Source organism: Palleronia sediminis (assembly GCF_004358695.1).
In the GTDB taxonomy this organism is placed as follows: Bacteria; Pseudomonadota; Alphaproteobacteria; order Rhodobacterales; family Rhodobacteraceae; genus Palleronia; species Palleronia sediminis.
In genome coordinates this window covers 40,345-54,820 of sequence record NZ_SNAA01000008.1, presented here as the reverse complement: position 1 = coordinate 54,820, position 14,476 = coordinate 40,345, and the positions used below count along the sequence as shown (strand labels likewise).

The 14,476-nt window shown below is 69.4% G+C and carries 14 protein-coding genes; 7 read left to right on the top strand and 7 right to left on the bottom strand.

Annotated features, from left to right (window positions below; genetic code table 11):
* Positions 1 to 13 precede the first annotated feature (13 nt).
* The 4 genes from E2L08_RS08590 to E2L08_RS08575 form a co-directional block, all read right to left on the bottom strand.
* On the bottom strand, positions 14 to 1,816 hold the full coding sequence (locus tag E2L08_RS08590) for an ABC transporter ATP-binding protein (protein ID WP_133396663.1): 1,803 nt from the start codon (positions 1,814 to 1,816) through the stop codon (positions 14 to 16).
* Positions 1,816 to 2,745 carry an ABC transporter permease subunit gene (locus E2L08_RS08585; RefSeq protein ID WP_133396662.1) on the bottom strand — a complete coding sequence of 310 codons (930 nt, stop codon included), beginning with the start codon at positions 2,743 to 2,745 and terminating at the stop codon, positions 1,816 to 1,818. The genes E2L08_RS08590 and E2L08_RS08585 overlap by 1 nt, the downstream gene beginning before the upstream one ends.
* Before the next feature lie 13 nt (positions 2,746 to 2,758).
* Positions 2,759 to 3,682 (bottom strand): ABC transporter permease subunit, encoded by a 924-nt coding sequence (locus tag E2L08_RS08580; RefSeq protein ID WP_133396661.1) that lies wholly within the window; start codon positions 3,680 to 3,682, stop codon positions 2,759 to 2,761.
* A gap of 63 nt (positions 3,683 to 3,745) precedes the next feature.
* Positions 3,746 to 5,380, bottom strand: coding sequence for a peptide ABC transporter substrate-binding protein (locus E2L08_RS08575; RefSeq protein ID WP_133396660.1), 1,635 nt, complete (start codon positions 5,378 to 5,380; stop codon positions 3,746 to 3,748).
* A 266-nt stretch (positions 5,381 to 5,646) separates the two neighbouring features.
* Between E2L08_RS08575 and E2L08_RS08570 the strand changes: the two genes are divergently transcribed.
* From E2L08_RS08570 to E2L08_RS08545, 6 genes are all read left to right on the top strand, one after another.
* Entirely contained in the window at positions 5,647 to 6,579 is a 933-nt protein-coding gene (locus E2L08_RS08570; RefSeq protein ID WP_133396659.1) for a LysR family transcriptional regulator, read from the top strand.
* A gap of 68 nt (positions 6,580 to 6,647) precedes the next feature.
* Positions 6,648 to 7,463 carry a putative hydro-lyase gene (locus tag E2L08_RS08565; RefSeq protein WP_133396658.1) on the top strand — a complete coding sequence of 272 codons (816 nt, stop codon included), beginning with the start codon at positions 6,648 to 6,650 and terminating at the stop codon, positions 7,461 to 7,463.
* Between the two features lie 29 nt (positions 7,464 to 7,492).
* The gene (locus E2L08_RS08560) at positions 7,493 to 8,533 is read left to right on the top strand and encodes a TRAP transporter substrate-binding protein (protein ID WP_133396657.1); all 1,041 of its coding nucleotides are present in this window, start codon (positions 7,493 to 7,495) and stop codon (positions 8,531 to 8,533) included.
* Positions 8,534 to 8,627: 94 nt separating this feature from the next.
* A complete protein-coding gene (locus E2L08_RS08555; protein WP_133396656.1) occupies positions 8,628 to 9,176 on the top strand; it encodes a TRAP transporter small permease subunit in 549 nt (182 codons plus the stop codon).
* Positions 9,173 to 10,453: a TRAP transporter large permease gene (locus E2L08_RS08550; RefSeq protein ID WP_133396655.1), complete on the top strand. Its 1,281-nt coding sequence runs from the start codon at positions 9,173 to 9,175 to the stop codon at positions 10,451 to 10,453. The genes E2L08_RS08555 and E2L08_RS08550 overlap by 4 nt, the downstream gene beginning before the upstream one ends.
* A gap of 106 nt (positions 10,454 to 10,559) precedes the next feature.
* On the top strand, positions 10,560 to 11,324 hold the full coding sequence (locus E2L08_RS08545) for a SpoIIAA family protein (RefSeq protein WP_133396654.1): 765 nt from the start codon (positions 10,560 to 10,562) through the stop codon (positions 11,322 to 11,324).
* Positions 11,325 to 11,359: 35 nt separating this feature from the next.
* Here the strand turns inward: E2L08_RS08545 and rnk are convergent, their stop codons facing one another.
* The 3 genes from rnk to E2L08_RS08530 all read right to left on the bottom strand — a co-directional run bounded on the left by rnk (position 11,360) and on the right by E2L08_RS08530 (position 13,246).
* A complete protein-coding gene (gene rnk, locus E2L08_RS08540) occupies positions 11,360 to 11,812 on the bottom strand; it encodes a nucleoside diphosphate kinase regulator (protein WP_133396653.1) in 453 nt (150 codons plus the stop codon).
* Positions 11,813 to 12,218: 406 nt separating this feature from the next.
* A complete protein-coding gene (locus E2L08_RS08535) occupies positions 12,219 to 12,548 on the bottom strand; it encodes a DUF1127 domain-containing protein (protein WP_168771091.1) in 330 nt (109 codons plus the stop codon).
* A 347-nt stretch (positions 12,549 to 12,895) separates the two neighbouring features.
* Positions 12,896 to 13,246, bottom strand: coding sequence for an MliC family protein (locus tag E2L08_RS08530; protein WP_133396651.1), 351 nt, complete (start codon positions 13,244 to 13,246; stop codon positions 12,896 to 12,898).
* A 98-nt stretch (positions 13,247 to 13,344) separates the two neighbouring features.
* Between E2L08_RS08530 and E2L08_RS08525 the strand changes: the two genes are divergently transcribed.
* A complete protein-coding gene (locus E2L08_RS08525) occupies positions 13,345 to 14,466 on the top strand; it encodes a DSD1 family PLP-dependent enzyme (RefSeq protein ID WP_133396755.1) in 1,122 nt (373 codons plus the stop codon).
* Positions 14,467 to 14,476 lie beyond the last annotated feature (10 nt).

Below are 14,476 nucleotides of genomic sequence, written 5' to 3'. Positions count from 1 at the left end.
CCGCGCGGCCCGCTCAGGCCGCCTCGTCGCCCATGATGGTCTCGAGCGTGTCGTGCTCGGCCACCCAATGCCCCGGCGCGACCTCGATCAGTTGCGGGACATATCCCGCGCTCGACCGGCGCGAGGGCAGGAACCGCAGCGCCGCCGCCGGGTCGAGCGGGGAGGGCAGCTCTCCGGGCAGGCGGATGCGCTTGCGCGCGCGCTCGACGGCCGGATCGGGGATCGGCACGGCCGAGATCAGCGAGCGCGTATAGGGATGGCGCGGGGCGCCGCAGACCGCGTCGGCCTCGCCCATCTCGACGATCCGCCCCAGATAGAGGACCATGATCCGGTGCGAGATCTCGCGCACGACGGACAGGTCGTGGCTGATGAACAGCATCGACATGCCGAACTCGGCCTGCAGATCCTTGAGCAGTTTCACGATCTGGGCCTGGATCGACACGTCGAGCGCCGACACCGCCTCGTCGCAGATGATGAGACGGGGGCGGTTGATCATCGCCCGCGCGATGCCGACGCGCTGATTCTGGCCGCCCGACAATTCATGCGGATACCGGTTGAGCTTGTCGGGCTCGAGGCCCACCCGCTCCATCATGGCGCGCACCTCGTTGCGGCGCCCGGTGGCGGTAAGCTCGGGGCGGAAGGTGCGCAGCGGCTCGGCGATGGACTGGCCGATGGTCATGCGCGGATCGAGGCTGGCCAGCGGGTCCTGGAACACGATCTGGAGATCCTTGCGCGCCTCGGTCATCGCGCGCCGGTCGAGCCCCGTCAGATCGCGGCCCAGCCATGTCACGGCGCCGCCCGTCGGCTCGACCAGCCGCAGCACGGCGCGCGCCAGCGTGGACTTGCCGCAGCCCGATTCCCCCACGATCCCCAGCGTCTCGCCCGATTTCAGCGCAAAGCTCACCCCGTCGACGGCGCGCAGGGGCCGCGTGCGGGGAAAGAGGCCGCCGCGCTCGGGCACGGGGAAATGCACGCGCATGTCCTCGACCTCGAGGATGGTCTCGGGGGCCGCGTCGGCGGCGGGCCGCGCGGTGCCGTCGATGCGCGGCATCGCGTCGAGCAGGCGGCGGGTATAGTCATGCGCGGGCGCGGCAAAGATGTCGTGGACCTCGCCGCTTTCGACGAAGAGGCCGTCGCGCATGACCTCGATGCGGTCGCACATCCGTGCGACCACGCCCATGTCATGCGTGATGAGCGCGAGTCCGGTGTTCCGCTCGCGCTTGAGGTCGGCCATCAGGTCGAGCACGTCGGCCTGCACCGTGACGTCGAGCGCGGTGGTCGGCTCGTCGGCGATCAGCAGCTTGGGATCGCAGAGCATGGCCTGCGCGATCATCACCCGCTGGCGCATCCCGCCCGACAGCTCGTGCGGATACTGGTCGAGCCGGCGCGCGGCCTCGGGGATGCGCACCCGGTCGAGCCAGTCGAGACAGATCCGCCGCGCCTGCGCCCCGCCGAGACCGCGATGGGTGCGCAGCACCTCGGCCATCTGCTGGCCCACGCGCAGATGCGGCGTTAGCGCGGTCAGCGGGTCCTGGAAGATCATCCCCACATCGGCGCCCCGCACCCGGTTCAGCGCCCGCGGCGAGAGGCCCAGGATCTCGGTCCCGCCCAGCCGGACCGAGCCGCGCGCCCGCCCGTTGGGCGGCAAGAGCCCCATCGCGGCCATGAAGCTCTGGCTCTTGCCCGAGCCGCTTTCGCCGACGATGCCGAGGCATTCGCCGGGGCCGATATCGAAGGACACGCCGCGCACCGCCTCGACGGTGCCGTCGGGGGTGTCGAAGCTCACGAAAAGGTCTGAGACGGACAGAACGGGCATCAGCGGTCCTTGGGATCGAGCGCGTCGCGCAGCCCGTCCCCGATGAAGAACATGGTGACGATGATCGCGACGTAGAAGAAAAGCGGAATGAGGAGCTGCCAGATGGTGCCATAGGCCATGGTGCCGGCCCCTTCGGCGATGAGGCGGCCGAGCGAGGTATGCGGCTCGGAGATGCCGAGGCCGAGGAACGAGATGAAGCTCTCGGCGAGGATCATCTCGGGCACGAGCAGCGAGGCATAGACGATGACCACCCCCGCGAGGTTGGGCAGGATGTGGCGCAGGATGATCTTGGGCTGCGACACGCCGCCCGCCCGCGCGGCCTCGACGAACTCGCGCGAACGCAGGGCGAGCGTCTGGCCGCGGACGATCCGGCTCATGGTGAGCCACGACACCGCGCCCAGCGCCACGAACAGCGCGACGAAGCTGCGCCCGGCGATCACGAGGATGAGGATCAGCACCAGCGTCAGCGGGATGGCGAGCAGGATATCGACCACCCGCATCATCACCGAATCGAGCCGCCCGCCGTAAAACCCCGCGATCACGCCCCAGGCGGTGCCCACGACCAGCGCCATCGCCGCCCCGATCAGCCCCACCAGCAACGAGGTGCGCGTGGCCTGGATGACCCGCGCGTAGAGGTCGCGCCCGAGCTCGTCGAGGCCGAAATAATGCCCCGTGGCGATCGAGGGCGCGCCCTGGCCGCGGATATCGGCCATGCGCGCCCAGTCGATCTCGTCATTGGCGTATTGCGCGAAAAGCGGGCCGATCAGCACGAAGAGCACGATGGCCGACAGCAGCACGAGGCTGGCCATCGCCGCCTTGTTGCGCAGGAAACGGTCCATCCCGTCGCGCAGCAGCGACCGCCCGCGCACCGCCTCGAAATCCGAGATGTCGGCGGCAAGCTCGGCCGTCTTGGGAGAGGTTCCGAACATGGGAAGGCCCCTTTCAGTAGCGGATGCGCGGGTCGAGCCACGCATAGGCGAGATCGGTGGCGAGGTTCACCAGCACGGTCAGCGTGCCGTAGAGGATGGTGACGCCCAGCAGCACGGCATAGTCGCGCGTCAGCGCCGAGCTGACGTAATCGGCCCCGAGCCCCCCGGTCGAGAAATAGAGATCGACGAAGACCGAGCCGGTGAGCACGTAGACGAAGACCGGGCCGAGATAGGACACGACCGGCATGAGCGTCGGCTTCATCGCGTGGCGCCACAGGATCGTGCGCTCGGGCAGGCCCTTGGCGCGGGCGGTGCGGATGAAGTTCGAGTTCATCACCTCGAGCATCGAGGAGCGCGTGATCCGCGCGATCGACCCGATATAGGAGGTGGCGAGCGCGATGACCGGCATCACGAGATATTGCCATTGCCCGCCGTTCCAGCCGCCGCCGGGCAGCAATCCCAGCCAGAGCGTGAAGACGAGGATGAGGATCGGCCCCATGATGAAGTTGGGCAGCGCCTGCGCCGCGATCCCGAGGCTGACGGCGCCGTAGTCGATCCAGCTGTTGTGCCGGATCGCGGCCAGCACGCCGAGCCCCGCGCCCAGCACGGTGGCGGCGAGAAAGGACAGCCCGCCATAGGTCAGCGAGATCGGGAAGCCGTTGGCGATGATGTCGTTCACGCTGCGGTCCTTCTGGACGAAGGAGGGGCCGAAATCGAAATGCAGCACGATATTGGCGAGGTAGTCCCAGAGCTGTTTCCACAGCGGCTGGTCGAGCCCGTATTGCGCTTCGATATTGGCCAGCACCGCCGGGGGCAGAGGGCGTTCCGAGGTGAACGGACCGCCCGGCGCGAGGTGCATCAGGAAGAAACAGGCCACGATGAGCAGAAGGATCGTCGGGATCGCGACGGCCAGGCGGCGGATGACATATGACAGCATGTGACGGTCCGGGAAGGGAGGGGCCCGCCCCCGGTCGCGCGGGGGCGGGCGGTCAGCCGAAGGTTACTCGGCCTTCTTGTAGAGTTCGCGCGAATACCAGTTCTGCTCGACGTTATCCACGGGCCAGCCGCCCACGTCGCTGTCGAGCATGTAGACGCCCGCGTAGTGATAGATCGGGATCACCGGCATGTCCTCGGCGATGATCTGCTCGGCCTGCGTATAGAGGGGGGTGGTGTCCTCGGCGGTCTTGGCCTGCTCGATCAGCGCGTCGTATTCGGGGTTGTTGTACTTGCCGTCATTGTAGCCCGAGGCGCTGTCGAGGAGGTCGAGGAAGGTCGACGCCTCGTTGTAGTCGCCGCACCACGCGCCGCGCGCCATCTCGAAATCCTGCTGGCCGCGCGTGTCGAGGAAGACCTTCCACTCCATGTTGGCCAGCGTCGCCTGGACGCCGAGCTTCTGCTTCCACATCTGGCTGAGCACCACGGCGATCTTTTCGTGCGCCTCGTCGGTGTTGTAGATCATGTCGAAGCTCAGCGGGTTGTCGGGGCCGTAGCCTGCCTCGGCCAGCAGCTCCTTCGCCATTTCGTCCCGCTCGGCCTGGGTCATGCCGGCCATCTCGGTCTCTGGCGGGGTGAAGCCCGCGACCGCCTCGGGGGTGAAGGTATAGGCCGGGGGCTCGCCGCCCGCCTTGACGTTGTTCACGATGATGTCGCGATCGACGGCCAGCGACAGCGCCTTGCGCACGCGGGGGTCCTTGAACGCCTCGGGGCCGCTCTCGCTCAGGTTGAAGGTGTAGTAATAGTTGCAGAGCCGCGGAAAGCTGATCGCCTCGTCGGGGCGTTCCTGGCTGAGGCGCGGGAACTGGCCGGCGGGAACCTCGGTGCGGTCGAGCTCTCCGGCGAGATAGCGGGTCAGCGCCACGTTCTCGTCATTGATGACCAGCGCCACGACGCGGTCGATGATGGTCTCGGCGTTGTTCCAGTAAGCCTCGTTGCGCTCGCGCACGATCCGCTCGCCGGGGCTGTATTCGGTCAGAACGTAGGCGCCGTTCGAGACGATGTTCTCGGGGCGGGTCCATTCGCTACCATGTTCCTCGATCACGCGCTGCGGCGTGGGGAAGGTGGTCGAATGGGTGGTCATCTGCGGGAAATAGGGCAGCGGCTCGCTCAGCCGGACCTCGAGCGTGCGGTCGTCGGGCGCGCTCACGCCGAGCTGGTCGGGCGCCATCTCGCCCGCGACGATCGCGCCCGCATTCTCGAGCGACATCAGTTCCACGAACCACTGGTAGGGCGAGGCGGTGGCCGGGTCGGCGGCGCGGCGCCACGCATAGACGAAATCGCCCGCGGTCACGGGCTCGCCGTCGGACCAGACGGCATCCTCGCGCAGCGTGAAGGTATAGGTCTTGCGGTCGTCGCTGACCTCGTAGCCGGTGGCGACGCCGGGCACGAGATTGCCCTGCGCATCCTGGTTCATCAGCCCCTCGAAGAGGTCGCGCACCACGTCCGAGCCATCGACATCCTCGACGATCTGCGGATCGAGCGAGCTGACATTGTCGAGCAGGCGGTAGGTAAAGACCTGATCGGCGGCCAGGGCCTCGCCGGTTTCGGGGTGGGTGTCCTGCGCGCCGGCGGGCAGCGCGGCAAAAAGCGCCGCGCTCGACAGCAGCGCGGCCAGGGCGGAACGGGTCAGTCTTGTCATGGGGTCTCTCTCCCTTGGGCTGATCGGCGGGTCAGGCTGCGGGCAACCGAAGGTTGATCGCGGCCGAACCCGCGCAGCATAGGCGCAGATCGGCCGGGGGCAATCGGTTCTCTGACCTTACGTCGCGGCGGCCCGCGGCGCGGAGGTGAGGCGGGATGTCGCGGCCGGGCACGGCCCCGCGCCCCGCGGCACGGTCGGTTGCCCGCCGCGCGGCGGGGGCGTATCGCAACATGCAGGCGCGGGCAAGGGGCCGCGACGGGGGGCACATGACGCATCCGAACCTCAATTTCGACCAGATCCGCGCCTTTCTGGCGGTGGTGCGGCTGGGCGGCGTGGGCCGGGCGGCGCAGCATCTGAACCTGACGCAGCCCGCGGTGACGGCGCGGCTGCAAAAGCTCGAGACGGCGCTGGGAAAGGCGCTGTTCGACCGCTCGGGCGGGGTGCTGCGACCGACCCGCGCGGGAGAGCTGTTCCGCACCTATGCCGAGCGGTTCGAGCAACTGGGCAACCTCGTTCAGACGAACGTGATCGACGATGCCGCGATCCGGGGCGCGCTGCGGATCGGCGCCTCGGAGACGGTGACGCAATGCTGGCTGCCCGATTTCGTGTCGCGGCTGCACCGCCGCTTTCCCAGCCTCCAGATCGAGATCGACGTCGATATCTCGGTCAGCCTGCGCGACGCGCTGCTCGACCGGCGGATCGACCTGGCCTTTCTGCTGGGGCCCCTTTCCGAGCACCGGGTCGACAACCTCGCGCTGCCCTCGTTCGAGCTGGGCTGGTACCGCTCGCCCCGGCTGGAGCGCGACGCGGCGGGGCCGGAGGAGGGCGACGCGGGTTTCCTGCGCTATCCGGTCATCAGCTACCTGCGCCCGACGCGGCCCTTTCGGCAGGTGCGCGACATGCTGCTCGACCGCTTGGGGCCGGGTGTGCGGCTGTTCCCGTCCTCGTCGCTTTCGGCGTCGTTCCGGCTGATCGAGGCGGGGATCGGCGTGGGCGCGCTGCCCGTGGCGCTGGCCCGCCCCTTCGAGGCGCGGGGCGCGATCTGCCGCTTCGATCCGGGCTGGGTGCCGCCCCCGCTCGAGTTCACAGCCTCCTACATCGCCGAGCCGCGCAGCCATACCGTTGAAATCGCGGCCAATCTCGCCCGCGAGGCGGCGGTGGAGCATCGGGCCATCACCAACTCCTATGGATTCACCTAAAATCCTTCTATTTGTGTTTATGCGGCCTCTGGGGTTCGACTGGGGGCCGAACCTTGGGGAGGGCGCCGATGGGGCGGCAACATCACGACCTGCGCGGCGCGACACCGGCCGAGCTCAGGGCGGTGATCCGGCAGGGCGGCTATGGCGGGCACACCGCCGGGCTGGCCGCGGGTGCGTTGCAGGCCAATATCGCGATCCTGCCCGAGGCGGCCGCGCTCGATTTCATGCGGTTCTGCCAGCGCAACCCCAAGCCCTGCCCGCTGGTGGGCGTCACCGATACGGGCGACCCGATGCTGCGCACCCTGGGCCGCGACATCGACATCCGGCGCGACCTGCCGGCCTATAACGTCTATCGCGACGGCAAGCTGGTCGAAAGCCGCGCCGATATCGTCGACCTGTGGCGCGACGATTCCGTGGGCTTTGCGCTGGGCTGTTCGTTCACCTTCGAGCATGCGCTGCAAGAGGCGGGCATCGAGATGTGGCATATCGAGAACGACACGACGGTGCCGATGTTCCGCTCGGGGTTGCAGACCGTGCCCGCGGGGCCCTTTGGCGGGGCGATGGTTGTATCGATGCGCGCCATTCCCGAGGATCGCGTGGACGAGGTCGCGACCATCTGCGCGCGGTTCCCGCAGGCCCATGGCGCGCCGGTCCATGCGGGCGATCCCGCCGCCATCGGCATCGCCGATACGGGCGCGCCCGACTGGGGCGATCCCGCGCCCCTGCCGCCCGGTCACGTCCCGGTGTTCTGGGCCTGCGGGGTGACGCCGCAGGTCGCGTTGGAACGGGCGGGGCTGGCGCTGTGCATCACCCACAAGCCCGGACACATGCTGATCGCCGACGTGGCCGAGGATGCCGAGACCACGATCCTGGCCCCGGACTGATACCGACCCAACCCCTGGAGGAGCGAACCATGAAGACCCTGATATCCGCCATCGCCGCCAGCACGGCGCTTGTCGCCGTGCCGGCCCTGTCCGAGACGCTGAACGTCGTCGGAAGCTGGTCGTCTCTGCCGCTGAACCAGCAATACGAACAGCCCTTCTGGACCGAGACCCTGCCCGAGGCCACGGATGGCGATTTGCAGGTGTCGATGACGACCCATGACCAGATGGGCCTGGGCGTGGCGGACGTGTACCGCCTGCTGGGGCAGGGGGTCTATGACGTGGGCATGACCGTCGCCGATTACGTCGTGGCCGACGCGCCCGAGCTCGAAGGGCTCGACGTGCCGCTCGTCGCCGTGAACGCCGAGGATGCGCGCGCCATGGTCGATGCCGCGCGCCCCATGGTCGAGGACATCTTCGAAGAGCGGTTCAACAGCCGCGTGCTCGCGATCGCGCCCTATCCGCCGCAGGTCGTGTTCTGCAACCACGAGATCTCGGGGCTGTCCGACCTCGAAGGGCTCAAGGTCCGCGCCTCGGGGCGGATGACGGCCAAGTTCCTCGAGGCGCTAGGCGCCGAGGGCATCACCGTGTCCTTCTCGGAGGTGCCGGGCGCGTTGCAGAAAGGCGTCGTGGATTGCGCCGTGACCGGCGCCGGGTCGGGCTATTCGGCCGGCTGGTGGGAGGTCTCGACCCATCTCATGACCCTGCCGCTGGGCGGCTGGGACCCGGTCGTGACGGCGATCAACCTCGACAAGTGGAACAGCCTCTCGCCCGAGTTGCAGGACACGCTCCAGACGCAGATTGCCGAGAATTTCGAGGCGCCCGCCTGGGAGACCGCGCAGGATGCGCTGGTCAATGACGTGGCCTGCCTGACCGGCAACGGCGAATGCCCCGCGGGCGAGCCGGCCGACATGACCCTGGTCGAGCCCTCGGCCGAGGATACCGAGCGCGCGCGCGAGATCCTCGTGAACGAGGTGCTGCCCGAATGGGGCGAGCGGGCCGGTTCCGACTGGGCGACGCGCTGGAACGAGAGCGTCGGCCAGGCGGTGAACGTGCAGATCCCCGTGAACTGACCCGCGCGCCGGCGCGCGCGATGCATTACGCTCGGCCCGGCCCCCCGGCATGTCGCGGGGGCCGGGCCTATCCTGTTTCGACGGAGGACATCCCATGGCCGACACCGCCCTGAGCCTTCTGCGCCGCATCAACGCGTGGCTCGCGATCCTCGTGGGCATCGGCCTGCTGGGCTGCGCCGCGTTCGTGCTGGCCGATATCCTGCTGCGGCAGGTCGGCGCGTCCTTCGGCGGCACCGACGAGATCAGCGGCTATGTCATGGCCATCGCGACCTCGTGGGGGATGGCCTACACGATGCTCGAGCTGGGCCATGTCCGCATCGACCTGCTGCGCAGCCGCCTGGCCTCGCGCGGGCGGGTGATGATGGACCTGCTGGCGCAGGCGGTGCTGGCGATCTGCGTCACGGTGATCGCCTGGCAATGCTGGCCGGTGCTGGCCAATTCGCTGGCCAACGGATCGACCGCCAACACCCCGCTCGAGACGCCCCTGGCCTGGGTGCAGGGGCCGTGGTTCGCGGGCTGGGCGTGGTTCGCGGCGATGGCCTGGGCCACGCTGGTCGCGGCGGCGGTGATGACGCTGCAGGGCCGGCTCGGCGCGGCCGAGGCCGCCATCGGCGCCTTCGGCGAGCAGGAGGCGCAGCCATGATCCTCTATATCGCCGCGGGGCTTCTGGGCCTGCTGACGCTGTCGATCCCGGTGGGGGTCGTGCTGTTCCTGCTGGGCTTCGGGATCGACCGGTTCTTTACCCCCTTTCCGCTGATGCGCGCGCTGGGCAACCTCGTCTGGTCGTCGAGCAACAGCGCGACGCTCATCGCCATCCCGTTCTTCGTGCTGCTGGGCGAGATACTCGTGCGCTCGGGCGTGGCCGAGCGGACCTATTCCGCGCTCGACCGCTGGATCTCGTGGCTGCCGGGCGGGCTGATCCATGCCAATATCGCCACGGCGACGATGTTCTCGGCCACTTCTGGCTCTTCGGTGGCGACCTCGGCCACGGTGGCCACGGTCGCCATGCCGCAGGCCGAGCGGCTGGGCTATGACCCGCGGCTGTTCTCGGGGGCCATCGCGGCGGGCGGCACGCTGGGCATCATGATCCCGCCGTCGATCAACCTCATCGTCTACGGGTTCCTCACGCAATCCTCGATCCCGCAGCTCTTCCTCGCCGGGCTGATACCGGGGCTGACGCTGGCGCTTGGCTTCGTCGTGGTCACCGCGCTGATCTGCATCGTCCGGCCCGGCCTCGGCGGCGAAAGACGGGTCTTTCCGCTGGTCAAGATGCTGTCGGCGCTCAAGGATCTCGTGCCGATCATCGTGCTGTTCACCATCATCATCGGCACGATCTATCGCGGCTGGGCGACCCCGACCGAGGCGGCGGCGGTGGGCGTCGCGGGCGCGCTGGCCATCGCCGCCGTCTTTGGCGGCGTGTCGGTGCCGATGCTGCGCGACAGCCTGCTCGGCACGCTCAAGATCACCTCGATGATCATGCTGGTGGTCATCGGCGCGTCGTTCCTGAACTTCACCCTCGCCTCGGCGGGGCTGGGCCAGGCGCTGCGCGGGTTTCTCGAGGGGCTGGGGCTCACGCCGCTGGCCACGATCCTCGTCGTGGTGCTGATCTATATCGTGCTCGGCTTCTTCATCGAGACGCTGTCGCTGATGGTGGTGACGATCCCGATCATCGTGCCGCTGGTCGAGGCGCAGGGCTATGACGTGATCTGGTTCGGCATCCTGATGATCGTGCTGGTCGAGATGGCGCTGATCACGCCGCCCGTGGGGCTGAACCTCTACGTGGTGCAGGGGGCGCGAAAATCGGGCTCCATGACCGAGGTGATGGTGGGCGTGCTGCCCTATGTGCTGGTCATGCTGGCGATGGCCGTGGCGCTGATCGCCTTTCCGCAGATCGCGCTGTTCCTGCCCGGCGTGCTCTGACCGGGGGGCTTGGACGGGGGGCTTGGACGGGGCGCGCGGCTGACTAGGTAAGGTGCAGGGCACGGGGCCGTCCGGCCCCGCGCCGAACCGGAAAGGAAGGTGCGCCATGCTGAGGGTACGGGAAATCGGGGCCGACGTGGTCGAGGTGACGCTGAGCGGTGTCGTCGACCGGGCCGATATCGCCGGGCTCGAGCAGGCGCTCGGCCCGAAGCTGGAGCGCGAGGGTCCGATGGGGCTGATCGTGCGGGCCGAGGACTGGGCCGACATCACCGCCGACGCGCTGGCCGCCGAGGCCCGGTTCGAGCTGTCGAAACTCGCCCGCTGGTCGGTATTCGCGCGCATGGCGGTCGTCTCGGACCTGCAGGCCATCGGCGCCATCCTCGCCTGGGTCGATCCGCTGATGCCCATGATCGAGATGCGCCGGTTCGATGCCGCGCAGGCGTCCGAGGCCGAGGCATGGGTGTCGGACCTGCCCGACCGCGTCACGGCACGGTCCGCGCAGTCCGGCGCGGTCACGGTGCTGTCGGACGGGTCGGACGGGCTGCTCGCCTTCGAGATCGACGGCCGGATCACGCCCGAGGACGTGGACCGCATGCTCGCGCCGCTCGCCCCCCATCTCGAGGAGGGGCGCAAGGTGAACCTCCTGGTGCGGATCGCGTCCTTCGACGGGTTCGACCCCTCGATCCTCACGCGGTCGCTGATGGGCACCAAGTTCGACGCCATGTCGCATCTGGGCCGCTATGCGCTGATCGGCGCGCCGCCCTGGATGGCGGCCATCGCGGGCACGGTGGGCGGGATGATGCCTTTCGGGCTGCGCCTTTTCGACGCCAAGGACGAGGATGCCGCCTGGGCCTGGGCCCGCGGCGGCTGACGGCGCGCGCATGGCGGCGCGCGCCGGGGTTGCGGTCAGCCGGCCTTGAGATCCTCGGCCGGGGCCTCGTCCGCGGGAATCCCCACGCGCAGCACGGTCAGCACCCGGCGTTCGCCGTCGCGCGTGTCCCAATCGAGCGACGCGCCCTCGGCCAGCCCGATCAGCGCCACGCCGATGGGCGTCAGCACCGAGATCCGCCCGCGCGCGATATCGGCATCCTGCGGAAAGACCGGCGTCACCGATTTCTCCTGGCCGGTGGTGCCGTCGCGATAGGTGACTTCGCGCCCGATGGCGACGACATTGGCGGGCAGCTTGCCGGCGGGCACGATGCGGGCGCGGCCGAGCTCGCCCAGCAGGCGGTCGGCCAGCACCGGATTGCGCGCGATAGCGCCCTCGGCCAGCGATTCGAGCTTGTCGAGGCTATCGGCGCTGATGACGATCTTGGGCTTTCTGCCGGGGCTGCGGGGCTTGGACGTGGGTGCGGTCATTGGGGTCTCCTTCCCGCGCATCGGCGGGGATAGCATGTAAAGGCAGGGCGTGGCCCTGAACCGCGCGGGATGCGTCCGGGCCGGGGGCGGACGACGCCTGGGGGACGTCCGCAGTATCGGTATCGCGATGTGGAAATGCCCCGAGAGGTCCTAGTCGCGCCTATGCGCAGACCGCCCAGGGCACCTGGCGGGTCAGAAGAAGATACCTGGACTGGCGTTCGTTCTTGACCATCCCTCCAGCTTATCCTTCGCCGCCGCCCTGTCAATGCTCATGACGCCGGGGGCGAAATGGGGTCGCCCGCCCCGAAGGGCGGGCGACGGGGCCGGCATCCCTGCGCAAGGGGGAGTCGCGCGGGGGCGGCCCGTCCGGGGGCACGGCGCATGACACGCGCCGCGCCGCGCCGCGTCACGCATGCGCCCGGTCGGCCCCGGCCGCGCGGGCACGGGGGGCATGGCTCCGCGCGAGGCGGGGCGACACGGGGCGCATGGACAGCTCGCGGTCGTCGAGATCGTCGACCAGCAGCCGGATGTTGCCTCGGCGGATGCCGATGTCGTTCAGCAGGTGATCGGGCAGCGCATGAAGCGCCGCGGCCATCTTGCGCCGTTCCCACCGGCGCATGGCCGCCCGCAGCCAGCCCTTGCCGCGCCGCGTCGTGTACCGCGGCAGGTCGTCGTGGCCGGCACCGTTCTGCCGGGGGCCGAAGGGAGAGTTCTGAAAAAAGAGATAGGGATGCATGACGCGCTCCGATGCCGAGGGTGAACCGTGGCGCATGGCCCGTCACCGCGCGCGGGCCGGTTGGACCATGCGGCGGTGTGGGCGCGAACGCCGTTGCGGATGATCTGTGGTCAGATCTCAGAGACCCCGTGCGCGGAACGTGTGCGAACGCACCCCGCCCCGCACGGGGCTACCGGCGATTCAGTGAATTTCCTGCGTTGAGCAGGAACCTCGTATGAAGCCTGAACATCGTCATGCCCCCGAGATGGGCCGCCCCGAGGGGGTAATCAAGCGCGCGCCGCAGCCTGCGACATTCTGGCACGCCCAGGACGGGCGGAGCGCGGCGCGCGCCCATGGCCGGGGTGCGATTACTGCGCCGCGCCCTCGGCCGAGGTGCAGTCGCGCGTGCTTTCCTCGAAGGTGCTTTCGAGCATGGCGCCGTCGCCCTTGGTCCACCAGACATGCCCGCCCGAGACATAGCGCGCGCCCGACCCCGAGATCACGTTGACAAAGATCCGCTCTTCGCCGTCGACCGGCAGGATGGCGAGCGAATTGGCCCCCGAATTGACGTAGGTGACATCGAAGGGCGCGCCGTCGCCGCAGGTGTAACGCGCGGTGCTGAGGCTGTCGGCGGCGCCGATGCCGAGGGTGATGCCGATCTCGGCCGCGGCCGGTCCCGCGAGGGCGAGCGCGGCGATGGCCGCAAAAGTGTAACGCATGTCCAGACCTTTGGGTTGAAAGGGGTTTTCGACCGGTCCGCGCCTTTCGCCGGGCCGGTTCGCCCGTTACCATGGGGCGCGCCGCAGAGGAAAGCCAGATGCCCGATCCGAAATCGCTCGACGACGTCACGACCCCCGCGCTGGTGCTCGACCGCACCCGCATGGCGCGCAACATCGCGCGGCTGTCGGGCCGGGCCGAGGCGCTCGGCGTGACGCTGCGCCCGCATCTCAAGACCGCGAAATCGGTCGAGGTCGCGTCCTGCCTGACCGGCGGCACGCCCGGCCCGATCACGGTCTCGACCCTGGCCGAGGCCGAGCGGTTCCACGCGGCGGGCTACGACGACATCCTCTATGCCGTGGGCATCGCGCCGCAAAAGCTGGACCGCGCGGCGGCGCTGCGGCGGGCGGGGTGCGACATTGCGGTGATCCTCGACAGCGCGGTTCAGGCGCGCGCCGCGGCCGATGCAGGCGTGCCGGCCATGATCGAGATCGACAGCGACGGGCATCGCGGCGGGCTCGTCCCCGACGACCCGGCCCTGGTCGAGATCGGGCGCATCCTTGCGCCGGGCGGCAGGCTGCGCGGGGTGATGACCCATGCCGGCGAAAGCTATGGCGCCGAGGGCCGCGCGGCCCATGCCGATTTCGCCGAGACCGAGCGGCGCGCGGTCGTCGATGCCGCCGAACGGCTGCGGGCGGCGGGGCTGGATTGCCCGGTGGTCAGCGTCGGCTCGACCCCCACGGCCCACGCCGCGCGCGACCTTGCAGGCGTGACCGAGCTGCGCGCCGGGGTCTACATGTTCTTCGACCTCGTCATGGCCGGGATCGGGGTTTGCGGGATCGACGATATCGCGTTGAGCGTGCTGACCACGGTGATCGGCCACCAGCCGGCCAAGGGCTGGACGATGGTGGATGCGGGCTGGATGGCCATGTCGCGCGACCGGGGCACCGCGGCGCAACGGGTCGACCAGGGCTATGGCGTGGTCTGCGATCTCGACGGGCGCCCGCTGGGCGAGCTGATCGTGACGGGCGCGAACCAGGAACATGGCATCGTCGCCCTGCGGCCTGGCGGAACGGGACCGCTGCCCGATCTGCCGGTGGGCACGCGGCTGCGCATCCTGCCCAACCACGCCTGCGCGACCGCCGCGCAGCACGACCGCTATCACGTCATCGCGCCGGGCGAGCCGGGGCTTGCCGTCTGGCCGCGGTTCGGCGGGTGGTGAGGCCGCGCGC